The 16,331-nt window shown below is 68.8% G+C and carries 13 protein-coding genes; 5 read left to right on the top strand and 8 right to left on the bottom strand.

Annotated elements, in window-relative coordinates; all coding sequences use genetic code 11:
• Positions 1-7: 7 nt before the first annotated feature.
• The 5 genes from H7I57_RS28895 to clpS are packed head-to-tail and all read right to left on the bottom strand — an operon-like array spanning position 8 to position 2,717.
• The gene (locus tag H7I57_RS28895) at positions 8-289 is read right to left on the bottom strand and encodes a MoaD/ThiS family protein (protein WP_264027940.1); all 282 of its coding nucleotides are present in this window, start codon (positions 287-289) and stop codon (positions 8-10) included.
• Positions 290-304: 15 nt separating this feature from the next.
• Positions 305-718, bottom strand: a complete 414-nt coding sequence (locus tag H7I57_RS28890; protein WP_264027939.1) for a M67 family metallopeptidase — start codon at positions 716-718, stop codon at positions 305-307.
• Positions 719-730: 12 nt separating this feature from the next.
• Entirely contained in the window at positions 731-1,753 is a 1,023-nt protein-coding gene (locus tag H7I57_RS28885; RefSeq protein WP_264027937.1) for a P1 family peptidase, read from the bottom strand.
• A gap of 60 nt (positions 1,754-1,813) precedes the next feature.
• Positions 1,814-2,395: an oxidative stress transcriptional regulator AosR gene (aosR, locus tag H7I57_RS28880; protein ID WP_264027936.1), complete on the bottom strand. Its 582-nt coding sequence runs from the start codon at positions 2,393-2,395 to the stop codon at positions 1,814-1,816.
• Between the two features lie 7 nt (positions 2,396-2,402).
• Complete coding sequence (gene clpS, locus H7I57_RS28875; RefSeq protein ID WP_264027934.1) at positions 2,403-2,717, bottom strand: ATP-dependent Clp protease adapter ClpS; 315 nt, start codon at positions 2,715-2,717, stop codon at positions 2,403-2,405.
• On the opposite strand from clpS, the gene H7I57_RS28870 reads away from it, so the two are divergent.
• The 3 genes from H7I57_RS28870 (at position 2,716) to H7I57_RS28860 (ending at position 7,729) form a co-directional block, all read left to right on the top strand.
• Positions 2,716-4,146, top strand: a complete 1,431-nt coding sequence (locus H7I57_RS28870) for a nicotinate phosphoribosyltransferase (RefSeq protein ID WP_372510483.1) — start codon at positions 2,716-2,718, stop codon at positions 4,144-4,146. The two genes, clpS and H7I57_RS28870, sit on opposite strands and share 2 nt — an antisense overlap.
• Entirely contained in the window at positions 4,139-6,148 is a 2,010-nt protein-coding gene (locus H7I57_RS28865) for an ATP-dependent DNA helicase (protein ID WP_308204412.1), read from the top strand. The genes H7I57_RS28870 and H7I57_RS28865 overlap by 8 nt, the downstream gene beginning before the upstream one ends.
• Positions 6,149-6,259: 111 nt before the next feature.
• A complete protein-coding gene (locus tag H7I57_RS28860; protein WP_264027929.1) occupies positions 6,260-7,729 on the top strand; it encodes a neutral zinc metallopeptidase in 1,470 nt (489 codons plus the stop codon).
• Positions 7,730-7,732: 3 nt separating this feature from the next.
• Here H7I57_RS28860 and glgP read toward each other — a convergent pair whose 3' ends face one another.
• Positions 7,733-10,384: an alpha-glucan family phosphorylase gene (gene glgP, locus H7I57_RS28855; protein ID WP_264027927.1), complete on the bottom strand. Its 2,652-nt coding sequence runs from the start codon at positions 10,382-10,384 to the stop codon at positions 7,733-7,735.
• Positions 10,385-10,610: 226 nt separating this feature from the next.
• Between glgP and H7I57_RS28850 the strand changes: the two genes are divergently transcribed.
• A complete protein-coding gene (locus H7I57_RS28850; RefSeq protein ID WP_264027918.1) occupies positions 10,611-12,701 on the top strand; it encodes an alpha-1,4-glucan--maltose-1-phosphate maltosyltransferase in 2,091 nt (696 codons plus the stop codon).
• Between the two features lie 4 nt (positions 12,702-12,705).
• The gene (gene glgB, locus H7I57_RS28845; protein WP_264027917.1) at positions 12,706-14,931 is read left to right on the top strand and encodes a 1,4-alpha-glucan branching protein GlgB; all 2,226 of its coding nucleotides are present in this window, start codon (positions 12,706-12,708) and stop codon (positions 14,929-14,931) included.
• Between the two features lie 18 nt (positions 14,932-14,949).
• Here glgB and H7I57_RS28840 read toward each other — a convergent pair whose 3' ends face one another.
• Positions 14,950-15,861: a tetratricopeptide repeat protein gene (locus H7I57_RS28840; protein ID WP_264027916.1), complete on the bottom strand. Its 912-nt coding sequence runs from the start codon at positions 15,859-15,861 to the stop codon at positions 14,950-14,952.
• A 13-nt stretch (positions 15,862-15,874) separates the two neighbouring features.
• Positions 15,875-16,294 (bottom strand): DUF3817 domain-containing protein, encoded by a 420-nt coding sequence (locus tag H7I57_RS28835; RefSeq protein WP_264027915.1) that lies wholly within the window; start codon positions 16,292-16,294, stop codon positions 15,875-15,877.
• Positions 16,295-16,331: the final 37 nt, after the last annotated feature.

Genomic DNA, 16,331 nt, shown 5'->3' with positions numbered 1-16,331 from the left:
CTCCCACTCACCCGCCGGCGACGGCGGGCAGGATCGTGACCGAATCTCCTTCGGAGATCGTGGTCTCCAGCCCGCCGGAGAACCGCACGTCCTCGTCGTTGACGTAGACGTTGACGAAACGGTGCAGTTTGCCCGGGTTGTCCTTGTCGACCAGCCGCTCGGTGATCCCCGAGAAGTTGGCCTCGAGATCGTCGATGACCGCGCCCAACGTGTCGCCGGAGGCGCTGACGCGCTTCTCGCCGCCGGTGTGGGGACGCAGGATGGTCGGGATCGAGACGGTCACAGCCATGTGCAGGCTCCTTTGCTAGTACTGCTCGACGATGTTGACGGGCTCTTCGGTGACGACGCCGTCCACGATGCGGTAGCTGCGCACCTCGTGCGCCTCCGGGTCGCGCGTAGACACCAGTACGTAGTGGGCATCGGGTTCGGAGGCATACGAGATGTCGGTGCGGCTCGGGTACGCCTCGGTGGCGGTGTGTGAGTGATAGATCACAACCGGTGCGTCGCCTGCCTCCTCCAAGGACCGCCACACCTTCAGCTGCTCCATGGAGTCGAATCGGTAGAACGTCGGCGAGCGCTCCGCGTTGACCATCGCGATGAACCTCTCGGGACGATCCGACCCCTCAGGTCCAGCGAGGATGCCGCACGCCTCGTCCGGATGATCGGCGCGGGCATGACCGACCATCGCGTCGACCAGGTCAGCACGGATCGTCAGCACACTCGTTCCCTTTCACTCGAACGCTCCCGGCAACAGGCCACGGTATGTGGGTATTCCGGCAACGCCCTCGGCGGCCAGCACGCCCACGAGCACGGCGCGGGCCAGACAGTCCGCAGCGGCCGCCCCGACGGCCGTGATGAGCGGCACCTCGGGCGACATCGACGCCGGGGTCGTCGGGTCCGGATTCACCTCCACTGCACCGGTGGCCAGCGCGAACACCGTATCGCCGTCCAGCGGGGTGTGGCACGGGCGGATGGTCCGCGCCAGGCCGTCGTGCGCGGCCACCGCCACCCGGCGACAGCCGGCGGGGCTGAGCGCCGCGTCGGTGGCCACGACCGCGATGGTGGTGTTCAACGGGCTGAGCTCACCGCGCCGGTCGGCGTAGGCGGCCAGCTGCGCGGCCGGCGGGTGCACGAGGCCGAACTCCTCGATCTGATAGGCCAGCCACGGCAGACCGGTGTCCGGATCGACGACGTCGCCCGCCGAGTTGACGACGACGACGGCGCCGACGGTGACACCCGAGTCCAACGTCACCGAGGCGGTGCCCACCCCGCCCTTGAGCACCCCGGCCCGCGCGCCGACGCCCGCGCCGACGGTGCCGATGCCGACATCGGTGCCCGCGCCCGCTGCCGCGAGATAGCCGAACTCCGCGTTCGGCCGACACTTCCACCCTCCGACCGGCAGGTCGAAGATCACTGCGGCGGGAACGATGGGCACCACACCGCCGTCCATCGCGACGCCGCGGTCACGCTCCTCGAGCCAGGTCATCACGCCGTCGGCAGCGGCGAGTCCGAAGGCGCTGCCGCCGGAGAGCACCACCGCATCGACATGGCGCACCGAATTGCTCGGATCCAGCAGGTCGGTCTCCCGGGTTCCCGGAGCCCCGCCGCGGCCGTCGACCGCGCCCACGGTCCCCGGGGGCGTCAGCACGACGGTCGTGCCGGTCGCCCACCCGGAGCCCAGTTCCGCGTCGGGATCGATCTTGTGGTGATGACCGACGCGGATCCCACCCACATCGGTGATCGCGCCGCTCACGCTGCCCTGTTCTTCGCGCAAGCGCTCATCACGACGATCCGTTCTTCGCGCACGCGCTCATCACGACCCCCGCATCAGGCTGAGCACCAAGTACTCCTGCAAGACGGTCAGCCACTGGTAGACGTCGAGATGCCCGGCCATCGGATGGTCGGAGGGCAGACGGTCGGGCCCGTCGGCGCCGATGTCGAGCATCGTGCCGAGAGCCAGGCGCACGTCGTTGACGGCCGACGCCCAGGCGTGCGCGTCGTCCTCGGTCAGCTCGAACTTCCCGCCGCCCTGCGGAACGGTGTCCAGTACGCGTTGCGCTGCTTGGCATTTCGCATCGATGATGGCCGGCTCATGCAGCCCCCGCAGCGCGCTGTTGAGGCTCTCGGCGGTACCCGACCCTGCCGGGTGGTCGGTTGCCGGACGGTAGAAGTCGGGCAACAGGCGCTTCATCGTATCGTCTTGCGGCGGAACAGAATTGCCGGGCCTGATGCCGGTGATGTCGGCGAGTTCGTCTGCCGGGGCCGACGACTGCCGATCCTCGAGCATCCCGAGCAGCGACGTGACCAGACTGCTCAACAGCTCCGCCTCGTGAGCGGCCAGCGCCGACCGGAACCGCGGACCGTCGGAGGCCTCGACCCGCTTCCACTTACGCACCGCGGGGTCAGCGGTCCTGTTGCAGCGTCGCCCACAACCCTGCGGCGTGGAGCTTGGACACATCGACCTCCATCGATTCCCGGCTGCCCGCCGAGACCACCGCCTTGCCCTCGTTGTGCACCTGGAGCATCAGCTTGGTCGCGTGCGGTTCGCTGTAGCCGAAGAGCTTCTGCAGCACGTACGTCACGTAGGTCATCAAGTTCACGGGATCATCCCAGACGAGGGTCACCCACGGGGCATCGGTGGCGACGTCGTCTTCGGGCACGGTGGCGACGTCGGTGTCTTCGCGGGTTCCCGGTCGGGACTTCGCCGGCGTAACCATGTGGGCAAGAATACCGGGGCCGTCGTGCTGCTTCGAACGCGCTCCGAACCGATACGGTTGGCCTGTGACTGGATCGTCCCGGGCGTCGTCTCTCGGTCAGCCCGTGTCCCTGCTGACCGACAAGTACGAACTGACGATGCTCGCCGCGGCGTTGCGGGACGGCACCGCGCACCGGCGGGCCACGTTCGAGGTGTTCGCCCGGCGCCTTCCCGAGGGCAGGCGCTACGGGGTCACCGCGGGCACTGCCCGCTTTGTGGAAGCGTTGCCCGAGTTCAGATTCGACGCCGCGGAGCTGAGCTCACTCGCCGAGTTCCTGGACGCCGACACCCTCGACTACCTGGCGGGGTACCGCTTCGCCGGCGACGTCGACGGCTACCCCGAGGGCGAGCTGTACTTCCCGGGGTCGCCCGTGCTCTCGGTGCACGGGACATTCGGCGAATGTGTGCTGCTCGAGACGCTGGCGCTGTCGATCTTCAATCACGACAGCGCCATCGCCTCCGCCGCCGCCCGCATGGTCGGCGCCGCCGACGGCCGCCCGCTGATCGAGATGGGTTCGCGGCGCACGCACGAGTGGGCGGCCGTCGCCGCGGCGCGTGCCGCCTACATCGCGGGTTTCACCGGGTCATCGAACCTCGAGGCCCAGCGCAGCCACGGCATCCCGGCGCTGGGCACCAGCGCACACGCCTTCACGCTGCTGCACACCGTCGACGGCCAGTCGGCGTCGGATTGGGAGAAAGCGGCGTTCCGTGCCCAGGTCGACGCGCTGGGTGTGGACACCACGCTGCTCGTGGACACCTACGACATCACCGCGGGCGTCGCCAACGCGGTGGCGGTCGCGGGCCCGCACCTGGGAGCGGTGCGCATCGACTCCGGCGACCTCGGCGTGCTGACCCGGCAGGTCCGCGAACAGCTGGACGGTCTCGGCGCGACCGGCACCGGCATCGTGGTCTCCGGCGACCTGGACGAGTTCGCCATCGCCGCGCTGCGCGCCGAACCCGTCGACACCTACGGCGTCGGCACCTCGGTGGTCACCGGATCAGGAGCACCGACCGCGGGCATGGTGTACAAGCTGGTCGAAGTGGACGGCATTCCCGTCGAGAAACGCAGCAGCCGCAAGGAATCCCACGGCGGGCGCAAGCACGCCGCCCGGCTGGCCAAGCCGTCGGGAACCATCCTCGAGGAGGTCGTCTACCCGGCAGCCGAACCGCCGCAGACACCACCGGATCTCGACTCGCGGCAACTGACGGTCGCGCTGGTACGTCAAGGTGAGCCGGTCGCCGATCTCGGCCTGGAACCGGCACGCCAACGCGTCCGCCAGGGTCTGCGCAGCCTGCCCTGGGACGGCCTGAAGCTCTCCAAGGGTGACCCCGCGATCCCGACGCGGATGATCGCCCCGACGCGCACAGCGGGTGGCCGTCCGGGTGGCTGACGTCACCGAGTTGCTGGCCACTGCGGTGGCGGCGCTGGGCGGCGCCGAGCGCGACGGCCAGATCGAGATGGCGCAGGCGGTGGCGCACGCATTCGAGCGCGGCGAGCACCTCGCCGTCCAGGCCGGGACGGGCACCGGCAAATCGCTGGCCTATCTGGTGCCGGCGATCGCCCACTCGCTGAACGACAACCGCCCCGTCGTCGTCTCGACGGCGACGATCGCGCTGCAACGACAGCTGGTCGACCGCGACCTGCCGCGGCTCGCGGACTCACTGGCTGCGGCATTGCCCCGCAGGCCCGAGTTCGCGCTCCTCAAGGGTCGCGGAAACTACCTGTGCCTGAACAAGATCCACAACGGCGCCCAGGCCGGATCCGAACCCGACGACCGGCCGCAGGAGGAACTCTTCTCACCTGTCGCGGCCAGCGCCCTCGGGCGCGACGTACAGCGTCTCGTCGAATGGTCGTCGAACACCGAGACCGGCGACCGTGACGAACTCACCCCGGGGGTCCCGGACCGGTCCTGGTCGCAGGTCAGCGTGTCGGCGCGGGAGTGCATCGGGGTGTCCCGGTGCCCGTTCGGCACCGATTGCTTCGCCGAACGCGCCCGCGACCGTGCCGGCCGCGCAGATGTCGTCGTGACCAACCATGCACTGCTGGCCATCGACGCCATCGGGGAGGCGAACGTCCTCCCCGAACACGACCTGCTGGTCGTCGACGAGGCACACGAGCTGGCGGACAGGGTCACCGGCGTCGCGACCGCAGAGCTGTCGGCGACCTCGCTGGGCATCGCGCAGCGCCGCGCCGCCCGACTGGTGGAACCCGAGCTCGCCCAGCGGCTCGAAGGGGCGGCCGCGACCTTCGCGTCGGCGATCTTCGATGCCCGCGCGGGCCGCATCGACGTTCTCGGCGAGGAGATGGCGAGTCACCTGACGGTGCTGCGCGACGCCGCGAGCAGAGCCAGGTCCGCGATCGACACCGCACCCAACGACCCGAAGACCGCGGCCGCACGCACCGAGGCCGCCAACGCGCTCACCGATGTCAGCGACACCGCGTCCAGGATCCTGAGCTCGTTCGTTCCCGCGATCCCCGACCGCACCGACGTCGTGTGGGTCGAGCACCCCGAAGCGTCCCGGCCGGCCGCCGAAAGTCGCAGCGTGCTCCGCGTCGCGCCGCTGTCGGTGGCAGGTCTGTTGCGCGCCAGCCTGTTCGGACGCTCCACGGCGGTGTTGACGTCGGCGACGTTGACGATCGGCGGCAGCTTCGACGCGATGGCCGCGGCGTGGGGACTGGACCGCGTCGGCGACCGCGCCGACACCGAAGTCACCTGGCGCGGGCTCGACGTGGGGTCGCCGTTCGACCATGCGCGGTCGGGCATCCTGTACGTCGCCGCCCATCTGCCGCCGCCGGGCCGCGACGGCACCGGGTCCGCCGAGCAACTCGACGAGATCGCCTCGCTGATCGCCGCCGCCGACGGGCGGACGCTCGGCCTGTTCTCGTCGATGCGGGCAGCCAAGGCCGCCGCCGAGATCATGCGGGATCGCCTGGACACCCCGGTGCTGTGCCAGGGTGACGACAACACCTCCACCCTGGTGCAGCGCTTCGCAGCCGACGAGCAGACATCACTGTTCGGGACGCTGTCTCTGTGGCAGGGCGTCGACGTTCCCGGTCCGTCGTTGTCGCTCGTGCTCATCGACCGGATTCCGTTCCCGCGCCCCGACGACCCGTTGCTGACCGCGCGGCAGCGCGCCGTCGCGGCGCGGGGCGGCAACGGCTTCATGGCCGTGGCCGCCAGCCACGCCGCGCTGCTGCTCGCCCAGGGCGCGGGGCGCCTGCTGCGCCGTGTCGATGACCGCGGCGTCGTGGCTGTCCTCGACTCTCGGATGGCGACGGCCCGCTACGGCGGGTTCCTGCGCGCCTCACTGCCGCCGTTCTGGGCGACGACCGACGGGGCGTCGGTGCGGGCCGCGCTGCAGCGGCTTCGGGCGCCGGATCGAGAGCCCTAGCGTGCAATCCCCGCGCGATCGGCCCGGCCGACCGTGCCGGTCACTATCCTGACAGCGGAGTTCCGGTGCGCGCCGCCCAGGCCGCTGAGTGACCACCGAAAGGCGGCGTCCATGAGACGGTCCACGGGTCCGTCAGCGAAGCGGCGTCAGCTCGTCAGCGCCACGATCGCGACCTTCTCGGTGCTCCTCGGCACGGCGTGCTCGACGACGCTGCAGGGCAACCCGGTGTCGGTGTTCGACGATCCGTTCAGCGTGGCTGGCATGCCCGCCACCGACGGCCCCACCGGGTTGCGGCCCAACGCCGAAGGACCCACCCGCGACGTCGAGGGAACCGACGGCGGCGACATCGACCAACTGGCCGGAAGTGCGATCAGCGACATCGAGCAGTATTGGGAGACCTACTACCCGGAGACCTTCGGTGACGATTTCAGCCCGGCGAAAGCGCTGGTCTCCTGGGATGCCGAGGGCTTCGACGGTGAGTTCTGCGGGGACGACACCTACGGGCTGGTCAACGCGGGATTCTGTTACTCCGACAGGACGATCGGCTGGGACCGCGGCGAGTTGCTGCCGAGCCTGAAGCGCGCACACGGTGACATCGGCGTGGTGATGGTCCTCGCCCATGAGTACGGCCACGCCGTCGCGCGGCAGGCCGGCCTGTCCAGCAAGAGCACGCCGACCCTGGTCGGGGAGCAGCAGTCCGATTGCCTCTCGGGCGCCTACATGCGCTGGGTGGCCGAGGACGATTCACCGCGGTTCACCCTGAGCACCGGCGAGGGCCTCAACAATGTGCTCGCCGGTGTCATCTCGTTCCGCGATCCGCTGCTCAACGAGGGCGATCCCGACGTCGGGCTCGACGAGCACGGCTCCGCGTTCGAGAGGGTCTCGGCGTTTCAGAGCGGTTTCACCGACGGGCCCTCGGCGTGCGCGGGAATCGACCTCCGCGAGATCGGGCAGCGGCGCGGCGACCTGCCGGTGCTGCTGCCCGAGGACCAGACGGGCGAGCTGCCGGTCACCGAGGAATCGGTACGGTCGATCGTCGACGCGATGGAGGTCCTGTTCGCGCCCACCGATCCCCCGGCCCTGAGCTTCGACACCGCCGACGCCGAGGATTGCGCCGATGCGCGGCCAAGCCCGCCCGCGTCGTTCTGCCCGGCGACCAACACCATCGTGGTCGATCTCCCCGGCCTCGAGGAGTTGGGCACCCGGGACGATCGCCAGGACGTCAGCAGCCTCGCGACCGGCGACAACGTCGCGTACTCGGCGCTGGTGTCCCGCTACATGCTGGCCGTCCAGCAGGAACACGGCGGCGTGGAACTGAACACCGCAGGGGCGGCGTTGCGCACGGCCTGCCTCACCGGGGTCGCGACGGCCAAGATGACCAGAGAGGTCACCACCCCTGACGGCAACACCGTCGCTCTCACCGCGGGCGACGTCGACGAGGCGGTGTCGGGCATCCTCACCAACGGGCTGGTGGCCAGCGACGTCAACGGTGAGTCGGTGCCGTCGGGCTTCTCCCGGATCGACGCGTTCCGGGTCGGCGTCCTCGGCGACGCGGAGCGCTGCTTCAAGCGTTTCCGCTGAGCGTCACGCCAGAGCGACGAGTCCGAACTCGTTGTCGCCGGCCAGTAGCCGGTGGTGCGGCAGCACCCGGACCGTGTACCCGACCGGACCGGTGATGGGCAGCGGCGTTGTCGCGGTGAAGATCTCGTTGCCGCTGTCGGAGGTTCCGGCGTGCGTCATCGCCACTTTGACGGGATCGATGAGCCTGTCGCCGGCGTCGACCCGGCCGAGCACCGCCTGCACGGTGACCTCGTCCGCCTGCAGCCCGGCAAGATGGACCTGCGCGGTCAGCGTCAGCTCCGAACCCAACAGCGGTATGTCGGGCAACCCGTAGCTGTCGACGTCGGTGATCGCGATGTGCGGCCAGGCGCGCGCGACGCGGTGTCGGTAGTCCGCGAGTTCGCGGGCGGCCCCGCACGGCGCATCGAACCCTTCGGCGCTGGACCGCCCCGGCTCGATCGACCGCCGCAGCGACTGTGCCGCAGGCACGTAGTACTTCTCGGTGTAGTCACGCACCATCCGCGAGGCCAGTACCTTCGGCCCGAGCACCTGCAGGGTGTGCCGGACCATCTCGACCCACCGCGTCGGAACGCCGCGTTCGTCGCGGTCGTAGAACTTGGGCGTCACCGACCGCTCGAGCAGGTCGTAGAGCGCCGACGCCTCGAGGTCGTCGCGCCGGTTCTCGTCGGCCAGCCCGTCGGCGGTCGGGATCTCCCATCCGTTCTCGCCGTCGTACCACTCATCCCACCACCCGTCGCGGATCGACAGATTCAGCCCGCCGTTGAGCGCGCTCTTCATGCCGGAGGTGCCGCACGCTTCGAGGGGCCGCAACGGGTTGTTCAGCCAGACGTCACAGCCGTAGTAGAGCTGGCGGGCCATCGACATGTCGTAGTCGGGCAGGAACGCGATGCGGTGACGCACTTCCGGGCGGTCGGCGAAGCGCACCACCTGCTGGATCAGCGCCTTCCCCCCTTCGTCGGCGGGGTGCGCCTTGCCAGCGACGATCAACTGGAGCGGTCGTTCGTCGTCGAGCAGCAGCTTGGTCAACCGATCCGGATCGCGCAGCATCAGGGTCAGACGCTTGTAGGTCGGCACCCGGCGGGCGAATCCGATCGTCAGGACACCAGGATCGAAAGCGGTTGCGATCCAACCCAATTCGGCGTCAGCAGCGCCACGCTCGTGCCACGAGCGCCGCAACCGGGCGCGGACGTCCTCGATCAACGCCTGGCGCAGTTGCGAGCGAATCGACCAGATGCGCTCGGGGTCGATCTCGTGCATCCCCTCCCACGTCTCGGGCTCACGCAACGAGGTCAGATCCGCACTGCCGAGCACCTCGCGCCCCAATTCCAGCCATTGCGGCGCCGCCCAGGTGGGCGCGTGCACACCGTTGGTGATCGAGCCGATCGGCACCTCCGCCTGATCGAACCCGGGCCACAGGTCGTTGAACATCCCGCGGCTGACCTGCCCGTGCAGCAGCGACACGCCGTTGGCGCGCTGAGCCAGCCGCAACCCCATGTGAGCCATGTTGAACTTCGTCGGGTCGTCCTCGTCGCCGAAGGCCACGATGCGCTCGAGCGGCACCCCGGGCAGCAGCCGGGAACCGGCCCCGCCCGGCTCGGGACCGAAGTAGCGCTCCACCATCTCCACCGGGAACCGGTCGATGCCGGCAGGCACCGGGGTGTGGGTGGTGAAGACCGTCGACGAGCGGACGACGGTCAGCGCGGTGTCGAAGTCGAGTCCGACCTCGATCAGTTCGCGGATGCGTTCGGCGCCGAGGAATCCCGCATGACCCTCGTTCATGTGAAACACCTCGGGCGACGGCAGACCCTCGATCTCGGTGAACGCCCGGATCGCCCGCACCCCACCGATGCCTGCAAGGATCTCCTGCCTCATCCGGTGCTCCTGGTCGCCGCCGTAGAGGCGGTCGGTGACCCCGCGCAGCTCGTGGTCGTTCTCCGGGATGTCGGAATCGAGCAGCAGCAACGGGATTCGGCCCACCTGTGCGATCCAGATGCGTGCGGAAAGCTGCGCTCCGTCGGGCAACGCCAGCCCGACCAGAACCGTCTCGCCCCCGGAGTCGGTGAGCAGGCGCAGCGGCTGGCCCTGCGGATCCAGCGACGGGTAGGTCTCGTGTTGCCATCCGTCAGCGGTCAGGGACTGCCGGAAATATCCGGACCGGTACCAGAGCCCGACGGCGATCAACGGAAGCCCGAGATCCGAAGCGGACTTCAGGTGATCACCGGCGAGGATCCCCAGACCACCGGAGTAGTTCGGCAGGACCTCGGCGACCCCGAACTCCATCGAGAAGTAGGCGATTCCGTTGGGCAGACCGTCGGGTTCGACACCGTCGTTGCCGGCAGGCTCGCCGGTCCCGGCGGCGCGCTGCTGGTACCACAACGGCCTGGTCAGGTAGTCGTCGAGTTCGGCAGCGAGGGCGTCGAGACGCTGGACGAACGATTCGTCGCGGGCGAGCTCCTCGACCCTCGTCGGGCTGACCTGCCCGAGCATCGCGACGGGATCGCATCCGACGTGCTTCCAGATCTCGGGATCGACGGCCTCGAACAGGTCCTGGGTCGGTTTGTCCCATGACCACCGCAGATTGATCGAGAGCCGCTCCAGAGCGGACAGCCGCTCGGGGAGATGGGCGCGGACGGTGAACCGGCGGAGAGCTTTCACGCGAGTTCACCTTACTGACCGCCGCCCCGGAACAGCGCGGTGCGCGCAATCCCGCGTCCGTGACGGTGGACGCAACGACCTGCCGGGGGGTTGAGCCTGACACTACGGTGGGTATAGGCGCGAGAGGGCTGAAAAATCCGGGCAGTTGAGCGAGACCAGACAACGGCTCGCGCGGCATCCGCCGCACAGGGTGTAGTGAGTGATCAGGACTATTAGGAGTGTTGTGGTGACCGCCGGTCGTATCGAGATCGATGACGTACAGCCCGTGGTGTCCGGTGGACGGTTCCCGGCGAAGGCGGTCGTCGGCGAGGTGGTCCCGGTGACCGCGACGGTGTGGCGGGAGGGCCACGACGCGGTCTCGGCCACCTTGGTCGTGCGCTATCACGGCACCACTTATCCACCGTTGGCCGACGAACCACCGGGGCGGGTGCGCCCCGCCGAACCCGTGCCCATCCAGCAAGTGGTCAGCCCCACCCAGCGAGTCCGGCCCCTCACCACGCCCATGCTCCAGGGCCGCACCCCCGACGTCTTCCACGGCCAGTTCAGCCCGGATGCGGTGGGCCTGTGGACATATCGCGTCGACGGGTGGGGTGATCCGATCGCCACCTGGCGCAAGAACGTCGTCGCCAAGCTCGAGGCCGGCCAGAGCGAGGGCGAACTGTCCAACGATCTGTTGGTGGGAGCGCGGCTGCTGGAACGTGCGGCGACCGGGGTGCCGCGTCAGATGCGGTACCCGGTGATCGCCGCCGCGGACAGGCTGCGCGAGCCGGGCGATCCGTTCTGGCGGGCAGGCGCGGCACTGGCGCCCGAGGTCACCGAACTGATCGACCAGTACCCGCTGCGCGAACTCATCACCCGGGGCGAGCAGCACGGCGTGTGGGTGGATCGACCGCAGGCGAAGTTCAGTTCCTGGTACGAGTTCTTCCCCCGGTCCACGGGCGGCTGGGACAGTGCAGGCAACGCGGTGCACGGCACCTTCGCGACCGCGACCAAGGCGCTGCCGCGGGTTGCCAGGATGGGCTTCGACGTCGCCTATCTGCCGCCCATCCATCCGATCGGCTACGTGCACCGCAAGGGGCGCAACAACAGCGTCACCGCGGCCCCCGACGACGTCGGTTCACCGTGGGCGATCGGCAGCCACGAGGGGGGTCACGACGCTGTGCATCCCGCCCTCGGGACCATCGACGATTTCGACGACTTCGTCGCCGCCGCCCGCGACGAGGGCCTCGAGGTGGCCCTCGACCTGGCGCTGCAATGCGCGCCGGATCATCCGTGGGCGCGCGACCACCCGGAGTGGTTCACGGTGCTGCCCGACGGCACCATCGCCTACGCCGAGAACCCCCCCAAGAAGTACCAGGACATCTACCCGCTGAACTTCGACAACGACCCCGCGGGCATCTACGAGGAGGTCCTTCGCGTCGTACGGTTCTGGATGTCCCACGGCGTCAAGATCTTCCGTGTCGACAACCCGCACACGAAGCCGCCCAACTTCTGGGCCTGGTTGATCGGCGAGGCCAAGAACATCGACCCCGACGTCCTGTTCCTGGCCGAGGCCTTCACCCGGCCCGCGCGGCTCTACGGCCTGGCCAAGCTCGGGTTCACGCAGTCCTACACGTACTTCACGTGGAGGACCGCCAAGTGGGAGATCACCGAGTTCGGGCAGCAGATCGCCGAGCACGCTGACCACGCGCGCCCCAACCTGTTCGTGAACACGCCCGACATCCTGCACGAGAGCCTGCAGCACGGCGGGCCGGGTATGTTCGCGATCCGCGCGGCCCTGGCAGCGACGATGAGCTCGGTGTGGGGGGTGTACTCCGGATTCGAACTCTTCGAGCACCGGGCGGTCCGGGAGGGCAGCGAGGAATACCTCAACTCGGAGAAGTACGAGTTGCGGCCCCGCGATTTCGACGCCGCGCTGGCCGATGGGGAATCCCTCGAACCATTCCTGACCCGGCTCAACGAGATCCGACGCCTGCACCCCGCGCTGCAACAGCTGCGCACCATCACGTTCCACGACGTCGACAACGACGCACTGCTGGCCTTCAGCAAGTTCGACCCGGTCACCGGGGACCAGGTTCTGGTGGTGGTGACGCTCAACCCGTTCGGCACAGAGGAAGGCACCGTGTGGCTGGACATGAGCGCGCTGGGGATGGACCAGCAGGATCACTTCTGGGTGCGCGACGAGATCACCGGGGACGAATATCACTGGGGCCAGAGCAATTACGTGCGACTCGAGCCCGCCCGGGCGGTGGCACACGTGCTGAACATGCCCCAGGTACCCGCCGACGAACGACTGAACCTACTGCGTAGGGAGTGACGACATGACCAAAGCGTCCAACCTGACCCACCAGGCCGAGAGCCCGCACCTGCGGCCGCACACCGCCGACCTCAACCGCATCCTGGCGGGCGACCACCACGATCCGCACTCGGTGCTCGGCGCCCACGAGTACGGCGACCACACGGTCATCCGTGCCTATCGCCCGCACGCCGTGGCGGTGGACGCGGTGATCGGCGGCAAGCGCCACCGCTTCGAGCACGTCGAGGCCGGATTGTTCGCCGTCGCGTTGCCGTTCACCGACCTGGTGGACTACCGCCTGGAGATCAGCTACGACACCGGTGGCCAGAGCCCGCACGTGCACACCGTCGCCGATGCCTACCGGTTCCTGCCCACCCTCGGCGAGATCGACCTGCACCTGTTCTCCGAGGGGCGACACGAACGCCTCTGGGAGGTGCTCGGTGCCCATCCACGGAGTTTCACCACCCCCGACGGTGTCGTCGAAGGTGTGTCCTTCGCGGTCTGGGCACCGAATGCCAAGGGCATCAGCCTGATCGGGGAGTTCAACCACTGGGACGGTGTCGAAGCGCAACTACGCGCGCTCGGCTCGACGGGAGTGTGGGAGCTGTTCTGGCCCGGCTTCCCGGTGGGCGGGCTCTACAAGTTGCGGGTGCACGGCGCCGACGGCGTGGTCACCGAACGCGCGGACCCGATGGCGTTCGCCACCGAGGTGCCGCCGCAGACCGCGTCGAAGGTCACCCGCAGCGAGTACACCTGGGCCGACGACGACTGGATGGCCGGCCGCACGTTGCGCAACCCGGTGTTCGAGCCGATGAGTACCTACGAGGTCCACCTCGGGTCGTGGCGACCCGGGCTCAGCTACACCGAACTGGCCGACCAACTCACGCAGTACGTGGTCGAGCACGGTTTCACCCATGTCCAGATGCTGCCCGTCGCAGAGCACCCGTTCGGCGGATCGTGGGGTTACCAGGTCACCTCCTACTACGCACCGTCGTCACGGTTCGGCACGCCCGACGAGTTCCGCCATCTCGTCGACACCCTGCACCGGGCCGGTATCGGCGTGCTGGTGGACTGGGTGCCTGCGCACTTCCCGAAGGACGCGTGGGCGCTCGGCCGCTTCGACGGCACCGCGCTCTACGAGCACGCCGACCCGCGACGTGGCGAGCAGCTGGACTGGGGCACTTATGTTTTCGACTTCGGTCGGGCGGAGGTCCGCAACTTCCTGGTCGCCAACGCCCTGTACTGGTTGCAGGAGTACCACATCGACGGTCTACGGGTGGACGCCGTGGCGTCGATGCTGTACCTGGACTACTCGCGGCCCGAGGGTGGCTGGACAGCGAACATCCACGGTGGCCGGGAGAACCTCGAGGCGGTGCAGTTCCTGCAGGAGATGAACGCCACCGTCCACAAGATCAACCCCGGCATCGTCACCATCGCCGAGGAGTCGACCTCCTGGCCGGGCGTCACTCGCCCGACCAACCTTGGCGGCCTTGGCTTTTCGATGAAGTGGAACATGGGCTGGATGAACGACACGCTCGAATTCATCAAGCGTGATCCGATCCACCGCAGTTACCATCACCACGAGTTGACGTTCTCCCTGCTGTACGCGTTCAGCGAGAACTTCGTGCTCCCCATCAGCCACGACGAGGTGGTGCACGGCAAGGGCACGCTGTGGGGCCGGATGCCCGGCAACGACCACATGAAGGCCGCCGGTATCCGCAGTCTGCTCGCTTACCAGTGGGCGCACCCCGGAAAGCAGTTGCTCTTCATGGGCCAGGAGTTCGGTCAGCGTGCCGAGTGGTCGGAGGAGCGTGGGGTCGACTGGTATCAGCTCGACGAGGGGGGTTTCTCGGACGGGATTCTGCGGATGCTGTCGGACGCCAACGGTGTCTACCGCCGCAGCCGGGCGCTGTGGTCGCGGGATACGCAGCCGGAGGGCTACTCCTGGATCGACGCCAACGACTCGGCCAACAACGTGTTGAGCTTCCTGCGGTTCGGCGATGACGGCTCGATGATGGCGTGCGTCTTCAACTTCTCCGGCTCCGAGCACTCGCGCTACCGGCTGGGCCTGCCGCACGCGGGTATATGGCGTGAGGTGCTCAATACCGATTCCGACAGCTACCACGGTTCGGGCATCGGCAACTACGGCGCCATCGAGGCGACCGACGAACCGTGGCATGGCAGGCCGGCATCGGCGGTGATGGTGTTGCCGCCGCTGTCCGCGCTGTGGTTCGAGCCCGAGAGGCCCTAGGCCCCCACCGCCGAACGGTCAGTACAGCGCGTTGGCCAGATTGCGGCGGCCCGCGATCACCTCGGGATCGGCGGGGTCGAAGAGGTCGAACAGCTCGATCAGGCGGGTCCGCACCTTCGTGCGGTCGTCGCCCGCAGTGCGCTTGACCAGGGCGGTCAGCCGCCGAAAGGCGGCTGCGACGTCCTGCGCCAGGATCTCGACGTCAGCGGCGGCGAATGCCGCGTCGATGTCGTCCGGTGCGGCATCGGAGATCGCCACGGCATCCGTGGGATGAGTGGTCGCCCGCTGGAGGAAACCGATCTGGCGGACCGCGCCCTTGGCCTCGGCGTGGTTGGGATCGGCGTCCAGGATCGCCTGGTATGCGGCGCGGGCGGCGTCGAAGTCGCCGTTGTCGAGATGCGCGCGGGCCTGCTCGACCTCCGGGTCGAGTTGTTCGGGCTGGTCGGTTTCTCCCCCGCCGCTGAGCTTCCCGGCTGTCGCATCGAGCAGTGAGTCGATCCACCGTCGCAGCTGGTCGGGCGGTTGCACCCCCTGGAAGCTCGACAGCGGTTGGCCGGCCGCCAGCGCCACCACAGTCGGAACCGCCTGGACGCCGAACATCTGGGCCACCCGCGGCACGGTGTCGACGTTCACCGTCGCCAGCGACCACTTCGGTCCATCGGCGGCGGCGAGACCGGCGAGCACCTCGACGAGCTGGATGCTCGAGTCGCTGCGCGGCGACCACAACAGCACCACCACGGGTACCTCGTTGGAGCGGGCCAGCACCTCGGCTTCGAGGTTCGCCTCGGTGATCTCGACGCCGCCGGGGGTGCCCGAGCCGGCACCGGGCGGTGCTGGGCTGTGAGCGGGAGCGGCGGCCCGCTGCTTGAGTGCCGACAGGTCGACTGCACCGGCCATGGCAGGCGCAATTGGGGGTCGAGGACGAGTCACGCGGACAAGTCTGTCACGTTGTTTCGGGTACCGGCCGCCCTGGTTGCGCGGTGCCTGGCACCGCGCCTGCGCGATTGGCCGCCACGACCCCCGCGGGGACCGCAGCAGGTTCCATTCGTCCGGTCCGATCAGCCCATATGAGGAAAATCACACTGCCGAGGGGCACGATACTGCCCAGCAACGCCAGCAACCATGTGCCGATTCCCCACCGGTGCGCGATACCGACCAGTAGGGCCGCGGCGACGAAGGCGACGAAGATCCCCCCGTGCACGGGACCGAACACCTTCACCCCGACCTCGGTGGGCCGGGAGGCCAGGTACTTGAAGTACATGCCGATCAGCAGACCGACCCAGCTGACCGCCTCCGCGAACGCGATCAATCGAAACCAACTCGCCGCGCTGCGAACGTCGAATGTGCTTGTCATGGCTGCCATTGTGCCCGACCGCCCGGCTGGCTACTACGCCGCGTCG

It is taken from the genome of Mycolicibacterium pyrenivorans (genome assembly GCF_025821625.1).
In the GTDB taxonomy this organism is placed as follows: domain Bacteria; phylum Actinomycetota; class Actinomycetes; order Mycobacteriales; family Mycobacteriaceae; genus Mycobacterium; species Mycobacterium pyrenivorans.
The sequence above is the reverse complement of the archived record's forward strand: the minus strand, read 5'-3'. Positions and strand labels throughout refer to the sequence as shown.